Source organism: Corynebacterium sp. HMSC064E10, from assembly GCF_001812505.1.
Taxonomy (GTDB): domain Bacteria; phylum Actinomycetota; class Actinomycetes; order Mycobacteriales; family Mycobacteriaceae; genus Corynebacterium; species Corynebacterium amycolatum.
Genome location: NZ_KV809173.1, coordinates 1,116,566 through 1,131,591, shown reverse-complemented (window position 1 = coordinate 1,131,591; position 15,026 = coordinate 1,116,566). Strand labels below are relative to the sequence as shown.

General features: G+C 59.9%; 14 protein-coding genes. 10 read left to right on the top strand and 4 right to left on the bottom strand.

What is annotated here, in order from left to right; all coding sequences use genetic code 11:
* The first annotated feature begins 254 nt into the window (after positions 1-254).
* From HMPREF2860_RS06855 to HMPREF2860_RS06830, 6 genes are all read left to right on the top strand, one after another.
* On the top strand, positions 255-995 hold the full coding sequence (locus HMPREF2860_RS06855; protein WP_038627511.1) for a succinate dehydrogenase cytochrome b subunit: 741 nt from the start codon (positions 255-257) through the stop codon (positions 993-995).
* A gap of 19 nt (positions 996-1,014) precedes the next feature.
* Entirely contained in the window at positions 1,015-3,033 is a 2,019-nt protein-coding gene (locus HMPREF2860_RS06850; RefSeq protein WP_038627513.1) for a fumarate reductase/succinate dehydrogenase flavoprotein subunit, read from the top strand.
* Positions 3,033-3,782, top strand: coding sequence for a succinate dehydrogenase/fumarate reductase iron-sulfur subunit (locus tag HMPREF2860_RS06845; protein WP_070560741.1), 750 nt, complete (start codon positions 3,033-3,035; stop codon positions 3,780-3,782). Before HMPREF2860_RS06850 ends, HMPREF2860_RS06845 begins: the two co-directional genes overlap by 1 nt.
* Positions 3,783-3,822: 40 nt before the next feature.
* A complete protein-coding gene (locus HMPREF2860_RS06840; RefSeq protein WP_038627515.1) occupies positions 3,823-4,221 on the top strand; it encodes a hypothetical protein in 399 nt (132 codons plus the stop codon).
* A gap of 190 nt (positions 4,222-4,411) precedes the next feature.
* Positions 4,412-5,761, top strand: coding sequence for a DUF445 domain-containing protein (locus HMPREF2860_RS06835; protein WP_070560744.1), 1,350 nt, complete (start codon positions 4,412-4,414; stop codon positions 5,759-5,761).
* A gap of 124 nt (positions 5,762-5,885) precedes the next feature.
* Complete coding sequence (locus tag HMPREF2860_RS06830; protein ID WP_042388363.1) at positions 5,886-6,197, top strand: DUF2516 family protein; 312 nt, start codon at positions 5,886-5,888, stop codon at positions 6,195-6,197.
* A gap of 128 nt (positions 6,198-6,325) precedes the next feature.
* On the opposite strand, the gene purU is transcribed toward HMPREF2860_RS06830, so the two are convergent.
* The 3 genes from purU to HMPREF2860_RS06815 all read right to left on the bottom strand — a co-directional run bounded on the left by purU (position 6,326) and on the right by HMPREF2860_RS06815 (position 8,633).
* Positions 6,326-7,231: a formyltetrahydrofolate deformylase gene (gene purU, locus HMPREF2860_RS06825; protein WP_038627519.1), complete on the bottom strand. Its 906-nt coding sequence runs from the start codon at positions 7,229-7,231 to the stop codon at positions 6,326-6,328.
* 17 nt (positions 7,232-7,248) lie between these two features.
* Positions 7,249-8,019, bottom strand: coding sequence for an LmeA family phospholipid-binding protein (locus HMPREF2860_RS06820; protein ID WP_070566569.1), 771 nt, complete (start codon positions 8,017-8,019; stop codon positions 7,249-7,251).
* A 116-nt stretch (positions 8,020-8,135) separates the two neighbouring features.
* On the bottom strand, positions 8,136-8,633 hold the full coding sequence (locus HMPREF2860_RS06815; protein WP_038627523.1) for a DUF2505 domain-containing protein: 498 nt from the start codon (positions 8,631-8,633) through the stop codon (positions 8,136-8,138).
* An 85-nt stretch (positions 8,634-8,718) separates the two neighbouring features.
* Here HMPREF2860_RS06815 and HMPREF2860_RS06810 point away from each other — a divergent pair, with 85 nt between their 5' ends.
* Positions 8,719-9,894: a UDP-N-acetylmuramate dehydrogenase gene (locus HMPREF2860_RS06810; protein WP_070628798.1), complete on the top strand. Its 1,176-nt coding sequence runs from the start codon at positions 8,719-8,721 to the stop codon at positions 9,892-9,894.
* 290 nt (positions 9,895-10,184) lie between these two features.
* Here the strand turns inward: HMPREF2860_RS06810 and HMPREF2860_RS06805 are convergent, their stop codons facing one another.
* Positions 10,185-12,020, bottom strand: a complete 1,836-nt coding sequence (locus tag HMPREF2860_RS06805; protein WP_070628690.1) for a long-chain-fatty-acid--CoA ligase — start codon at positions 12,018-12,020, stop codon at positions 10,185-10,187.
* Between the two features lie 271 nt (positions 12,021-12,291).
* On the opposite strand from HMPREF2860_RS06805, the gene mshA reads away from it, so the two are divergent.
* The 3 genes from mshA to HMPREF2860_RS06790 all read left to right on the top strand — a co-directional run bounded on the left by mshA (position 12,292) and on the right by HMPREF2860_RS06790 (position 14,916).
* Positions 12,292-13,554 carry a D-inositol-3-phosphate glycosyltransferase gene (gene mshA / locus HMPREF2860_RS06800; RefSeq protein ID WP_210386753.1) on the top strand — a complete coding sequence of 421 codons (1,263 nt, stop codon included), beginning with the start codon at positions 12,292-12,294 and terminating at the stop codon, positions 13,552-13,554.
* A gap of 59 nt (positions 13,555-13,613) precedes the next feature.
* Entirely contained in the window at positions 13,614-14,099 is a 486-nt protein-coding gene (locus HMPREF2860_RS06795; RefSeq protein WP_038627527.1) for a type III secretion system chaperone family protein, read from the top strand.
* 70 nt (positions 14,100-14,169) lie between these two features.
* Positions 14,170-14,916, top strand: coding sequence for a phosphoglyceromutase (locus tag HMPREF2860_RS06790; RefSeq protein ID WP_038627529.1), 747 nt, complete (start codon positions 14,170-14,172; stop codon positions 14,914-14,916).
* Positions 14,917-15,026: the final 110 nt, after the last annotated feature.

Below are 15,026 nucleotides of genomic sequence, written 5' to 3'. Positions count from 1 at the left end.
TATTTCCGTGCTATTTATGTTGCGTTATTAGCTGGTTTGGGCGGGTGAAAAATCGGCAAAAGTCGGGGTAGGGGCGTTTTTATGGTGGGGAAGGGGATTTATACAGCGACGACATCAGAAGTGGCTAAAATGCGATAACCTGAGAAAAGGCGGAGAAAAGCCCTAGGTAACCTGTGAAAATCCCCACCCAAAAGGGGGAAAAATGTTTACCAGGCGCTGTGTGACTTTAGAGTGAATATGACACTGGAGGTGCCATGACTGTTAAAAGTTCAAACCGTGACGCAATCGCGCACGGCAAAATTAATGTAGAACCGCTGCGCGAGCAGCCTAAATACCCCTCATGGGCTCTGAAGCTGACCATGGCCGTCACTGGCGTGCTGTTTGGCCTCTTCGTTATTGTCCACATGCTGGGTAACCTGAAAATTTTCGCTGGCGCGGAAGATTTCAACGCATACGCGACCTTCCTGCGCACTGTCGGTGCTCCGGCAGTTCCGAACGAGGGCATTCTGTGGATTTTCCGCATTGTCCTGCTGGTAGCTATTGTCCTGCACATTTTCGGTGGCCTCACCCTGGCTGCACGTGCTAAGCAGTCCCGCGGCAAGTTCCGCCGTCAGGGCATGGTGTCCAGCTGGAACACCTTTACTGCACGTTCGATGGTGATCACCGGCATCGTGCTGCTGGCCTTCATCATCTTCCACCTGCTGGACCTGACCATCGGTGCTGGCGTTGCTCCGTCTTCTTTCGAGCACGGTGAGGCGTACCAGAACGTGATTGCGTCCTTCTCGCGTCCGGGTGTTGTTGTTTGGTACATCATTGCGCAGCTCGCTCTGCTGCTGCACCTGTCCCACGGTCTGTGGACTGCTACTTCCGACCTCGGTATCACCGGTAAGCGCTGGCGCAAGGTTCTGCTGTTCCTGTCCGGCCTGCTGCCGCTGCTGGTTGTTGTCGGCAACATCTTCATCCCAGTCGCCGTCCTGACCGGTCTGGTCTCGTAGGTCGAGGAGGAAATTTACTATGACTAACACTGAAGCAACCGTCGCTGCGGACTTCCGCGCGCCGGAAAGCGTTGTCGACGGGGTCAAGATCGGCAAGGTTCTGTCCGATAACTCCCCGGGTGACAAGGTCTCCATGAAGGACCACTGGCAGTACCAGAAGGATCACGCCAACCTGGTTTCGCCGCTGAACCGTCGTAAGTTCCGCGTCATGGTCGTCGGTACCGGCCTGGCTGGTGGCGCTGCCGCTGCTGCCCTCGGTGAGCTCGGTTACGACGTGCAGGTTTTCACCTACCACGACGCTCCGCGCCGTGCGCACTCCATTGCTGCACAGGGTGGTGTCAACTCCGCTCGCGGTAAGAAGGTCGACAACGACGGCGCTTACCGCCACGTCAAGGACACCGTTAAGGGCGGCGACTACCGCTGCCGCGAGAACGACTGCTGGCGTCTGGCTGTCGAGTCCGTCCGCGTCATCGACCACCTGAATGCAATTGGTGCTCCGTTCGCTCGCGAGTACGGCGGTACCCTGGCAACCCGTTCCTTCGGTGGTGTGCAGGTCTCCCGTACGTACTACACCCGTGGTCAGACGGGTCAGCAGCTGCAGCTGTCGACTACCTCGGCTCTGCAGCGCCAGATTGGTCTCGGCAACGTCGAGATCTTCACCCACAACGAGCTGGTTGACATCATCGTCGCCGACGGCCGTTGCCAGGGTGCCATCATGCGTAACCTCATCAATGGTGAGCTGACCGTTCACACTGCTCACGCAGTTATTCTGGCTACCGGCGGTTACGGCAACGTCTACCACATGTCCACGCTGGCCAAGAACTCCAACGCTTCGGCCATCATGCGTGCATACGACCAGGGTGCTTACTTCGCATCCCCGTCCTTCATCCAGTTCCACCCGACCGGTCTTCCGGTCAACGCGCACTGGCAGTCGAAGACCATTCTGATGTCCGAGTCCCTGCGTAACGACGCACGTATTTGGACCCCGAAGAAGAAGGGCGACGAGCGCCCGGCCAACGACATCCCGGAGGACGAGCGCGACTACTTCCTGGAGCGTCGCTACCCGGCATTCGGTAACCTCGTCCCGCGTGACGTCGCTTCCCGTGCCAACTCTCAGCAGATTAACGCCGGCTACGGTGTTGGTCCGCTGAAGAACTCCGTCTACCTGGATCTGCGTGACGCAATTGAGCGCCTGGGCCAGCCGGTCATCAAGGAACGCTACTCGAACCTGATTCAGATGTACGAAGAGGCAATCGGTGAGGACCCGTACAAGGTTCCGATGCGCATTGCTCCGACCTGCCACTTCACCATGGGTGGTCTGTGGTCTGACTTCAACCAGATGACCTCCATCCCGGGTCTGTTCACCGGTGGCGAGGCATCCTGGACCTACCACGGTGCAAACCGCCTGGGTGCAAACTCCCTGCTGTCCGGTTCGGTCGACGGTTGGTTCACCCTGCCGTTCACCATTCCGAACTACCTTGGCCCGCTGCTCGGTACCGACCGCCTGGCTGAGGATGCCCCGGAGGCCAAGGAAGCACTGGACCGCGCTCAGGCTCGCCTGGACAAGCTGATGAGCATCCAGGGTAAGCACGGCGCTGAGTACTTCCACCGCCAGCTCGGTGAGATTCTCTACCGCGACTGTGGTGTGGCCCGTAACAAGGAAGACCTGGCTCGTGGTATCGAGGAGATCCGCGAACTGCGTAAGGCATTCTGGTCTGACCTGTTCATCCCGGGTGAGCCGAATGAGATGAACCAGCAGCTCGAGTACGCTAACCGTGTTGCTGACTACATCGACCTCGGTGAGCTCATGTGTGTCGACGCCCTCGACCGCGATGAGTCCTGCGGTGCTCACTACCGCGATGACCACATCTCCGAAGATGGCGAGGCAGAGCGCGATGACGCTAACTGGTGCTTCGTTTCCGCATGGGAGCGAGGCAACAATGGTCCTGCATGGGATCAGTCCGGTCACGAATTCATTCGCCACGCCGAGCCGCTCACCTTCGAAGCCGTCCCGCTCATGACAAGGAACTACAAGTAATGAAACTGCACCTTGAAATCTGGCGCCAAGCAGGTCCGAACGTCGAGGGACACTTTGAATCCGTTGACGTTGACGACGCCGTCGCAGAGATGTCGATCCTGGAGCTGCTTGACCACGTCAACTCCAAGTACGTCGAGTCCGGCAAGGAGCCGTTCGCGTTCGCATCTGACTGCCGTGAGGGTATTTGTGGTACCTGTGGTCTGAACGTCAACGGTCGTCCGCACGGCCCGGGCCAGAACACCCCGACCTGTCAGCAGCGCCTGCACCAGTTCAGCGATGGTGACACCCTGAAGATTGAGCCGATGCGCTCCGCCGCATACCCGGTCGTCAAGGACATGGTCGTTGACCGCTCCGCTCTGGACCGTGTCCTCGAGCAGGGTGGCTACGTCTCCATCAACGCTGGTACCGCTCCGGATGCAGATACTCTGCACCTGAACCACGAGACCGCTGAGTTCGCACTTGACCACGCAGCCTGCATCGGCTGTGGTGCTTGTGTCGCAGCTTGCCCGAACGGTGCTGCACACCTGTTCACCGGCGCAAAGCTGGTTCACCTTTCCCTGGTCCCGCTGGGTAAGGAAGAGCGTGGCAAGCGTGCCCGCAAGATGGTTGACGAGGTCGAAGGCACCTTCGGTCCGTGCTCCCTCTATGGTGAATGTGCTGACGTCTGCCCGGCAGGTATCCCGCTGACTGCGGTTGCCGCCGTCACCAAGGAACGAGCTCGTTCGTTCTTCCGCGGTAAGGACGACTAGACTCTTTCTCGATTAGAGTTTTCCAGAAGGGACATAGATTATGGCGAATGCAGTCAAGCGTTACCAGGGCGAAGAGCACTTCGTCGACGGTTACGTGCCTCAGAGCATGAATGCCGAATACTCCTCGCTTCACAAGAGCATTACCTGGATTGGCATGGGTCTCATTCTCGCCTCTCTGGCGGCTTGGGGTACCTTCATTTTCGGTCTCGCAACGACCGTTTTTGCCGACCAGACTGCTGCCTCTCACAGCAACGGTTTCCTGGCTAAGGATGCCGCCAACTACACCGACTACACCGGTGGTTGGAACTTCGACGGCAGCGTGTTCATGTGGGCTGGCCTGGTAGTCGCACTGGTTATGGTTATTGCGGGTGTGGCCTGCATCTCCATCGGTCGTCGTGACTACAAGGCTTACCGAAAGGAATTCGGCACTCACCACTAAAGGCTTGCCCCAGTTTAAAGGGGCTCGCCTCTAGGCGGATGCAACGCTAGCCTTTTGAACTAGCACCTCCACAGTTGATGCCACTGTGCACAGTGTGCTGGGGTGGGGAAGTACTGGGAAGTACCTCTCTCACCAACAGCGGACTGCGGCGCGGTGGCATTTTCGCGTTTTCGGCGCCTAATCTATACACATGGATAACAACCCCGCTAAGCTCCCGGCAGCTGTAGATACGGTCTCGGACCGTCTTGAAGTTCCCGGGCCATCACCTGAGGTTGAAGCGGAAAAACGTGCGCAACTGCGTAAGGCCAAGGCTTTCGCTACAATGCTTCTGGTCATCGCAACCGCTGTGTATTTCACATGCCGCGGTATTGAGTCTTCACACTTATCCGCAGGCGAAGTTGTGCCCGCGTGGGTGGGCTACGTTCGCGCTGCTTCTGAGGCCGGCATGGTCGGTGCCCTCGCCGACTGGTTCGCAGTCGTAGCTCTGTTCCGCCACCCGCTCGGCATTCCTATCCCACACACCGCTATCGTCCGCCGTAAGAAGGACCAGGTCGGTGAGTCCCTGGCGCAGTTCGTCGGAGACAACTTCCTGAACCCCGCTTTGATTGTGGACAAGGTGCGTAAGGCCGAGCTCCCTGAGCGTATCGGCGAATGGCTGGTAGCGCCGGGAAACGCCGACAAAGTGTCAGCAGAGGTCGGTAAGTTCACCGGAAATGTGCTGGAGGCGATTAATCCCGACGATGCCGCCGCAGTGCTGAAGTCAGCAGTCATCGACGAAGTTGCAGCTCCGGAGTGGGGGCCACCAGCGGGTAAGGTTCTCGAGCAGCTGATTGAAGAGGGGCGCACCGAGCCCATCGTCCAGCAGATGGCTGAGTGGCTGCACCGGAAGTCGCTGGGCTCGCAGAAGCTTATCGACCGCCTCGTCGGAGAGCGCGCCCCATCCTGGGCACCGAGCTTTGTCAACGATCTCATCGGCGACAAGGTCTATCGCGAGTTGGTTGATTGGACCTGGCAGGTGCAGCATGACTCTAAGCACGACGCGCGCCTGGCACTCCACCGCTTCCTCACGCAGCTCGCCATAGACTTGCAGAACGACGAGAAGACCATCGCCAAGGTCGAAGAAATTAAGACTGACATTCTTTCGTCCGCCGCCGTCACACAGGCGCCGGCGAAGATTTGGGCATCAACATCCGCAAAGCTTGTCGACGCTGCCCGCGACCCGGACTCCCTGCTCCGTCGGAAGGTCTCGGAAACGGCCGCCCGCTACGGCGAGCGGATCCAGTCTGATCCTGAGTTGCGCAAACGAATGGACCGCCGTTTGGAAGCGGCTGTCGTCTTCATCGCTGATAATTACGCGGGCGAGATTACCTCGATCATTTCCGAGACCGTCGAGCGTTGGGATGCCGATGAAGCTTCCGACAAGATTGAACTGATGGTCGGTCGCGATCTGCAGTTCATTCGCGTTAACGGCACAGTTGTCGGATCACTGGCCGGTTTGGCCATTTACACCCTGTCGACCTTGGTGTTTGGGGCTATTTAGCAGCACAACCCAGCACATCAGACGGTGTGCGTTAGCATGTAAAAAGCAATGCATCCCTGTTAAAGGAGTTGTTCCCCCGGTGCGCCTGTTACCATCTTTGCCCAGTCTTGCGGACTCGCCGCTAATGGCGATTTCCGTCTATGTGGACGTCCTGTTTCAGTTCGCCATTCCGTTTGTCATCGGCATCTTGGCGCTAATCGGTGCGGTGCTTGTCATCACCACCCGCGCGGATGCCTTTGACGCTGCAGACCGCAAGAGCCGCAACGTCTGGGCCGGCATGCTGGTCGGTTCGGCTATCTTCCTGCTCCTGCCGTGGCTGGGCTGGGCAATGCTGGGCATCCCGCTGATTGCCGGGCTAGTCATCACGGGTATTTACTGGTTGGATGTCCGCCCACAGATCAAGGACATTTTGTCGAACGCTCAGGGCGGTTATTAGTCCCGGGCGGGTGCTAGGCTGCACTACTGAGAAAGTGTCTGGGTTTATGACAGTTTCTGGGTGAAAAACCCGGTTATTTTGTCATAACCCCAGACACTTTCTTTTTTTGGGGCTGGTTCCCTGAAAACCTACTGGAACACCACGGTGCGGTTGCCGTAAACCTGCACACGATCCTCCAGGTGCCAGCGCAAACCGCGGGCGAGGACCTGCTTCTCCGCATCGCGACCTTCACGCTGCATGTCCGCAGCGGTGTACTTGTGGGAGACACGCATGACGTCCTGCTCAATAATCGGACCATCGTCGAGGTCCTCAGTGGCGTAGTGGCAGGTGGCACCGATGAGCTTCACACCACGTCGATAAGCCTGCAGATACGGGCGCGCGCCCATGAACGACGGCAGGAAGCTGTGGTGGATATTAATCGCGCGGCCTTCCCACTTCTCGCACAGATCCGGCGGCAGAATCTGCATGAAACGTGCGAGCACGATGGCATCCGGGTTTTCGGCGTCGACAATCTCGGCGACCTCATCGAATGCCTTACGCTTGCCGACGGCATCCTTGGGGAAGGGCACGTGGTGGAAAGGAATGTCATACGCTGCGACCAGTGGCTCCAGATCGCGGTGGTTGCCAACTACTGCAGCGATTTCCATCGGGTAGTCCGACTGTGCGACGCGGCCGAGCAGATCCTGCAGGCAGTGGCCTTCCTTGGTCACCAGGATGACAGCGCGCTTCGGGACAGCGTTGTCGGTGACCTTCCAGCGGACCTCAGGGCCCCAATCACCGATGAGCTCAGCGAACTTCTCGCGCAGCTCTTCTACAGTCAGGTCGAGCGCGTCGGCGCGGACCGCCTGGCGAGTGAAAAACCATCCGGTCTCCGGGTCGGAGAAAAAGTCCGCCTCGGTAATCCACGCACCAATGTCGGACAGGAAGGTCGACAGGGTGGAAACGATACCGGTACGGTCTGGACAGCCGAGCGAGAAGATGTACTGGCGCTCGGTGGGAGTACCGCTTTTTGCGGTGATGAGAGAGCGAGTCATTCTCGGTATCTTACCTGCTAGCTAAAGGTAAGTTCGTTCACGGTCGACAAAGGCAGATTTGCGCCCGTCAGCGTCAACGCCAGGCCCTCCCCGGTGACGTGCGCTTCCTCCACCTGCATGCCGTGGCCGATGTCGTAACTCAACAGCGTACCGCTCGCTTCTCCCAGCCAGCCGGCCAGGCCATCGAGGTTTAAGCCGAGGATTGAGCCGCCCTCCAGGTTGATTTCGATATGACCGCCGTTGGCAATCGGGCGGAACTTGGAGGTCGCAAATCCGGAGGCGAATTCAATGTTGAAAAGGCCTTCGTCTGGCAGCGGCGTAATCGTGGAAGCGCGTACACCGCTTTCCCGGTTAATCAGCGCCTGCAGCAGCTGAGGTGGGATCGTGACATCTACTCGCAGCGACTCTGCCGTCGGATCCGCGCGATTGCTCAGATCCACGTTTTCCAGGTGCACTTCCGCTGCCGGGTCACCGTTGATCTCCGGTGCGCCACCCAGCGCCTCCGGGTTCTTGACCTCCAGTGTGTTCGGAGTGGACAGATCCATCGAGGGCACGGACTTCGTGGCCAAGGCGAGCAGCATCGGGCGGGTGCCGAAAGAAACCTTGGGGTCCTCAGTGACCGTCGCACCACGCTCCTCGGCGGAGGTGCGGTAACCGTCGGAAATCTCCTTGCTCACGAACATCCGGACGCCGATTTCGCCGGCAATCGCAATAAGCGCCACCACGATGATGACACCGAGGACGGTGGGCAGGACTTTGACGCTCGAAGAGCGTTTAGCAGAACTCATGGTTCCCAGTCTTGCTTAACGACGGCTCCGTCGCTACCACCTATCTTCGCCAGGTATCCGCCGGGGAGCCCGGCAAGCGTGGCAAACCCTTCCCCGGTGCCCCCCCGGTGCGCAACCTACTTAGCGACGTAGTCCGCCAGTACCGCGGTCTCAGCGTTGAGGACGCGCTCCAGGTACGGAGCGGCCTTCTCCTCGAGCTTGCCACCGAGCAGCGGCACGTTGATGGCGAACTCGGAGTTGGTGGTCAGCACTGCACCTTCGCCCTGGGCGGTGAGCTTCTGGGACGCACTGAAGGATGCCGGTACGCCCGAAGCTTCTGTGGTCACGGTGGAGGTCGCGCCGTCGTCGTTAAGCGGGCTGATGACGAACGTGCGCGTCATGCCGACCCCGGACTTAACGAACTTCTGCGCCTGCGCCGGAATCTTGTCGGCAGCGACGGTCTGGCGAATCACGACGGTGGTGCCAGCGTCGGTGGTCTCGAACTTTTCCACCTTGCCGTCAGCTGCCGAGAAACGGTTTGCGACCTTCTCCCAGAAACCGGCGTCGGTGAGGGCCTCGTAGACCTTCTCAATCGGCTGGTCGAAGTTGACGGTGTGCGTGTTAGTCGTAGTCATGCGCTTGATGATACGTAACTTGCACTACGCTAGGGGCGTGGAAAATCTCGACCAATCGCCGAACCCAATTCACCTGACCTCCGACATGGAAGAAGCCATCGATGGGCTTGCGGGGCTAGAGGGGGTGGAGCTCAGCACGCGTACCGCTTTCTCGGATCTGACGACGCTCCGCCTCGGCGGGGTGCCGCGTGCCGTCGTCCGGTGTAGCACGACGGACGCTGTGGTCGATGTTGTACGCACGCTTGACGACGCTAACGTGCCCCTCCTCATCGTGGGAGGCGGATCCAACCTGGTGGTAGCCGATGAACTCGAGCCGCTGGTGGCTGTGGTGATTGAGGCTGACAACGTGACCATGAGCACTCGCGGACACGGGTTGGAGTCCGTGTCGGCAATCGTGGAGGCCGAGGCCGGTGCAGTCTGGGACGAGGTCGTGGAGATGAGTGTCGACGCCGGTTTTGGCGGCCTGGAATGCCTGTCGGGTATTCCGGGATCGGCCGGAGCCACGCCGGTGCAAAATGTTGGTGCCTACGGTGCTGAGGTATCGCAGGTTCTGGACGCGGTGCAGCTTTACGATCGCGCAACCGGCTCGGTCGAGTGGGTGGAACCGGAGTCCCTCGACCTTTCCTACCGCTACTCGAACCTGAAGTTCACCGCACGGGCAGTGGTGCTGGCCGTGCGGTTCGAGCTCAGCGTGGATGGGATGTCCGCGCCACTTCGCTATGGCGAACTGGCGCGGCGCCTGGGCGTCGACGAGGCCGAGGCTGCGGCTGGCGAGATTCGCAGGCCGGCTGAGCTGGTGCGCGAAAAGGTGCTTGAGCTGCGCCGGGGCAAGGGCATGGTTCTCGAATATGCTGACCGCGATACCTGGTCGGCGGGTTCTTTCTTTACCAACCCGATCATTCCGGAGAACTCGGTGGAGACCGTGCGTGCAAAGGTTGCCGCGCTGCGTGGGACCGATGAGGCCGCGAATATGCCCGCTTTCCCCGCTGGCCCCGGCCACGAGGGGGCCGTGAAGCTCTCGGCGGCGTGGCTTATCGAGCGCGCCGGGTTCCCCAAGGGCTACCCCGGTGACGGTGCGCCCGCACGACTGTCGACTAAGCACACCCTGGCACTGACCAACCGCGGGATGTCCGGCGATGGTGCGCCGACGACCGCTGCCGACTTGGTGGCTTTGGCACGCGATGTGCGCGCTGGTGTGGAAAAGGCATTCGGCGTGACCCTGGTGCCCGAGCCGGTGTGGGTCGGCGTGAGCATCGATTAGGCCCGCGGCGGGTGGCTGATGGCCAGGGGGAGCCGGGCTGGAGAGGCTGGCGTGACTGATGGGGCCGCTGGGGCTGACAGAACCGCTGGGTAGTCCTCAGCTTGCGCTCCCGGGCCTTCTGTCAATGGGCGGGGATAGAGAAAGTGACTAGGTTTATGACACGTGAATTGCATTCACTCGCAATTTTTTGCCATAAACCTAGTCACTAAGTCTGGGGGCGGGGATCCGCCTTATGGGGATAGGGGCCAGCTCTACTCAGGCCCCTATCCCAACTACAAAACCACCGTGAACTAATGGGACTTGCGGTGGGAAAGCGAATCGACGCTCTGGCCCTTCTGCTCCAGCTGCTTGAGTAGCACGTCGCGGACGTCCCGGCGGCGGACCTTGCCCATCTGGTCACGCGGCAGTTCCTCCAGGTGGAAGAATGCGCGCGGCACTTTGTACCGGGTCAGGTTGTCGTAGCAGTGGTCGCGGTAGGCATCGGAATCCAGTCGGGCGTAGTCAGCAAGAGTGATGGCGGCTACGACCATCTCGGAGCCGTCGCTCTTTGGCAGGCCGACAACCGTGGCATCGGTGATGTCCGGGTGGGAGAGTAGTACTTCCTCGACCTCGGCCGGGTAGACATTGAAGCCACCGGTGATGATGACCTCCTTGATGCGGGCAACCAGCTTGATGAAGCCGTCCGACTCCATGACTCCGACATCGCCGGTGCGGTACCAACGGTCGCCAGCGGGAAGCTCAGCCGGCCCATCGGTAAAGGACTTCTCCGTTGCTTCCGGGAGGTTGAGATAACCGGCGAAAACCTGTGGGCCTCGGACGATGACCTCGCCCTCCTCGCCGTCAGCGCGGAGCTTGGTGGGGTCATCGGGGTCAACGATGGCGACCTCGGTGTCAGGGAAAGGCAGGCCAACGTAGCCCGGGCGGCGGTTACCGTCCATCGGGTTGCCGACGATAATCGGTGAGGTTTCGGTGAGACCGTAGCCCTCGACAAGGCGACCGCCAGTGAGTTTCTCCCACTTCTGCACGAGGGAAACCGGCAGGGTAGCGGCACCACAGAAGGCGAACTTCACGCCGGAGAGGTCGACATTATCGCGCTCGGCGGCTTCGACAATTTTCTCGTAGAGGGTCGGCACACCAGGAACCCATGTCGGGCGATTGTTCTTCATCACCTTCATAATCAGCGGAATCTCCGGTGCCGGCACCAGCACCAGTTCAGCGCCAATCAGCATGGACAAGTTAGTGACAATGGTCAGGCCGTAGGCGTGGAACATCGGCAGGATGCCTAGGGAGATTTCCCGCTCCTTGCCAAGGCCCGGTACCCAGGCCTTACCCTGCAGAATGTTGGCGACCAGCCCGCGGTGGCTCAGCTGCGCGCCCTTCGGCGAGCCCGTGGTGCCAGAGGTGTACATCATCACTGCAGTGTCATCGGCAGTGATGGACTCATCGGCCTGGAGGTCGTGGCCGTCTCCGCCGACGGCGTCGTGAAGCAAAGCATCAAAACCCATGACCTGCGGTGCGGAGGAATGCAGCTTAGCGCGGGCGGCGCGGAGTTTCGGCAGCGGGATTGACAGGGCGGTGCGCATGACAAACGGCAGATCCTGCAGCATGTTGACCGCAATGATGGTCTCGAGCGGGGTGTTGCTGCGAAGGTCTTCAAGTACGGGGACGATCTTGTCCCAGCAGATGGCAAAGCGGGCACCGTGGTCGTTGAACGGATGGCGCAGCTCGTGGGCGGTGTAGAGGGGGTTGTGCTCTACGGCAACAGCGCCGAGATGCAGAACTGCCCAGTAGGCGATGACGTGCTGCGGGCAGTTCGGCATGAGCAGTGCCACGCGATCGCCTTTGCGTACACCGAGTGCGCGCAGGCCGGCGGCAACGCTGCGAACCTTGGCATCCAGTTCGGCATAGGAGGTAGAGCGACCGAAGAAGGTCAGTGCCTTGCGGCGCGGGTGGTTGCTCAGAGTGTGGCGGTAGACATCTAGGAGGGTGTCGAAGTTGTAGTCGATGTGGGGTGGGGTCCACTCCGGATACAGGTTCAGCCAGGCCTTGGAGGCCGCAGCGTTGGGTGTGGAACCGTGAGCTGGGGCAGAGTCATTTGCAGCGTGTGAGCTGGATGTATCGGCCATGGGGTCCTCCTAAAGTTTTGTTTATCGCCTGACTATGTCGTGAGGTGATAATAACCTACGACGTAGTAGGTATCGACCTCTATTGTGCCCTACGTCGCACTGCGATGCCGGAATTCCTATACACGTATTTGAGGTACTCATTTGCGGGGTTGCCCCTGGCATAGGCACTCTGGGCAGTATGAGCGAAATATTTCCGGCGGCAACGGAGGGCGCAGACGCAGCCACCCCAAGCACCACCTCTAATACCCCGGCGTGGCCGAACCGCATCGCGATGATCTCCATGCATACCTCTCCGCTGGAGCAACCGGGCATCGGTGACGCTGGCGGCATGAATGTCTACGTGCTGCGCACCTGCGAGGAGTCGGCGCGACGCGGTGTGAAGGTGGATGTTTTCACTCGCGCCACGCGTTCCAGCGATGGACCGGTGATTCAGGTCAGTGAGAATTTCCGTGTCATCAACATAGTGGCTGGCCCATATGAGGGGCTGGAGAAGTCAGACCTGGCTACGCAGATGCCGGCTTTTGCTGGCGGGGTTATTGAGTTCGCCCGCAAACAGGGGATTGAATACGACCTGATTCATTCGCACTACTGGCTCTCTGGCCAGGTGGGGTGGTTGCTGTCGGATTTGCTTGATATTCCGTTTGTGCACACGGCGCACACGCTGGCGGCGGTGAAGAACCTCCATCTAGCAGAGGGGGATACGCCAGAGCCTGAATCGCGTCGTATTTGTGAGCAGCAGATTGTGGACAATGCATGCCGGCTCATCGTCAATACAGATGCCGAAGCTAAGCAGCTCGCGGATCTCCACGATGCCGACCCGTGGCGCATCAATGTCGTGCCGCCCGGGGTGGACGTGGAGCTCTTTTCGCCGGGCAGCGATCGTGCCACCGAGCGGTCCCGTCGTGAGCTGGGCATCCCGTTGCACACTAAGGTCATTTTGTTCGTTGGTAGGCTGCAGCGGCTGAAGGGGCCGCAGGTATTGCTGCGCGGTGTTGGCGAGCTCATGCGTCGCTATCCCGCCACTAATGTCCGAGTGATTATCTGCGGTGGCCTGTCCGGTTCTGGGGTGCACGCGCCCGACGAGTTCACCAATCTCGCCGCGGAAGAGGGGATCGATCACCTAGTCCGTTTCATGCCCCCACGCCCGCCGCAGGACCTGGCGAAGCTCTACCAGGCCGCAGACATCGTCGCCGTGCCCAGCTACAACGAAACTTTCGGGTTGGTGGCGATGGAGGCTCAGGCCACCGGCACTCCCGTTGTCGCGGCGAATGTTGGCGGGCTCTCCATCGCTGTCGACGATGGGGTCAGCGGTTTGCTTGTCGACGGTCACGAGCCCGCAGCCTGGGCCGATGCCCTCGGTCGCCTGGTGGAGGACGACGAGTTGCGCATTAAGTTGGCCACCCAGGCGCGCGAGCACTCCTTGGAGTTTTCCTGGCAAAAGACCGTGGATCGGTTGGCCGATGTCTATCATCGAACCGAACTCCAAAAGGAAAATTGTCCCGGCTCTATCCGGGATGCGGGTGGCTCTCGGTAGGTTTCGTTAGCTTCAGAATCGCCAGGGCCGTAGCCACATAAACAGGGAGATGATTCACGATGAGCACGGACATCCAAGGACTGCTGAAATTCCTCGGTGAGCAGCTAGAACGTCTCGGTGTTGAGCATGGCATTGCCGACAATGCCGCCGTGGTGGTTCTGCCTGGTAAGAAGAAGCTAAAGACCGTCGTTGGTCTCATCCCGGCGCCTGACTCCCTGCGTGTCGAAGCCTTCGTTTGTCGCGCTGTCGAAGAAAACCACGAGGCCGTCTACAAGTGGTTGCTGCAGCGCAATCGTCGTCTGTTCGGCATCGGTTACACCATTGACGCCGCAGGCGACATCTACCTGGTTGGTCAACTGCCGGCTCAGCTTTCCGACGATGACCTCGATCGCCTCCTTGGTCAGCTGCTGGAGACGGCCGATGGGGACTTCAACCAGATCCTCGAACGCGGCTTTGCATCGGCCATTAAGCGCGAGTGGGAGTGGCGGGTTGACCGCGGGGAAAACCTGGCCAATCTGGAGCAGTTCCGCCACATGGTTGAGTAGCCGGGGGTAGTAACCCACATAGCGGGGCAACGAACGGCGGGCTGTCCAGTTTTGGGGCACAATTGGGGGTATGAGCAATGGAAAACTGATTCTTGTCCGTCATGGCCAGAGTGAGTGGAACGCATCCAACCAGTTCACGGGCTGGGTCGACGTTGCACTGACCGACAAGGGCCGCGCTGAGGCAGTACGTGCCGGTGAGCTGCTCGTAGAGGCAGACCTGAAGCCGCAGGTGCTCTACACGTCGCTGCTGCGTCGCGCAATTAACACCGCACACATTGCCCTGGATACCGCTGACCTGGTGTGGATTCCGGTTATCCGTGACTGGCGTCTGAACGAGCGCCACTACGGTGCTCTGCAGGGTCTGAACAAGGCAGAGACCAAGGAGAAGTACGGCGAGGACCAGTTCATGTCCTGGCGTCGCTCTTACGACACTCCGCCGCCGGAGCTGTCGGATGACAGCGAGTTCTCGCAGGCTAATGACCCGCGTTATGCCAACCTGGATGAGGTTCCGCGCACGGAGTGCCTCCTGGACGTCGTCAAGCGTTTCATTCCTTACTTTGAAGAGGAAATCCTGCCGCGTCTGAAGGCCGGTGAGACTGTCATGGTGGCAGCTCACGGTAACTCGCTGCGTGCACTGGTCAAGCACCTGGACAACATCTCGGACGAGGACATTGCCGCTCTGAACATCCCGACCGGTATCCCGCTGGTTTACGATTTTGATGCTGAGGGCAAGGTTTTGAACCCGGGTGGCACCTACCTGGATCCGGAAGCTGCAGCTGCAGGTGCTGCTGCTGTTGCCGCTCAGGGCAACAAGTAAATATGTAGGTGATTGATAGGCCGATAAGGGGCGCAGCCAAGTGAGGCTGTGCTCCTTGGTTTATTTAGGGCTAGCGAGCGCAATAGTTTTTCAGCGCGCGCGGATTGTGA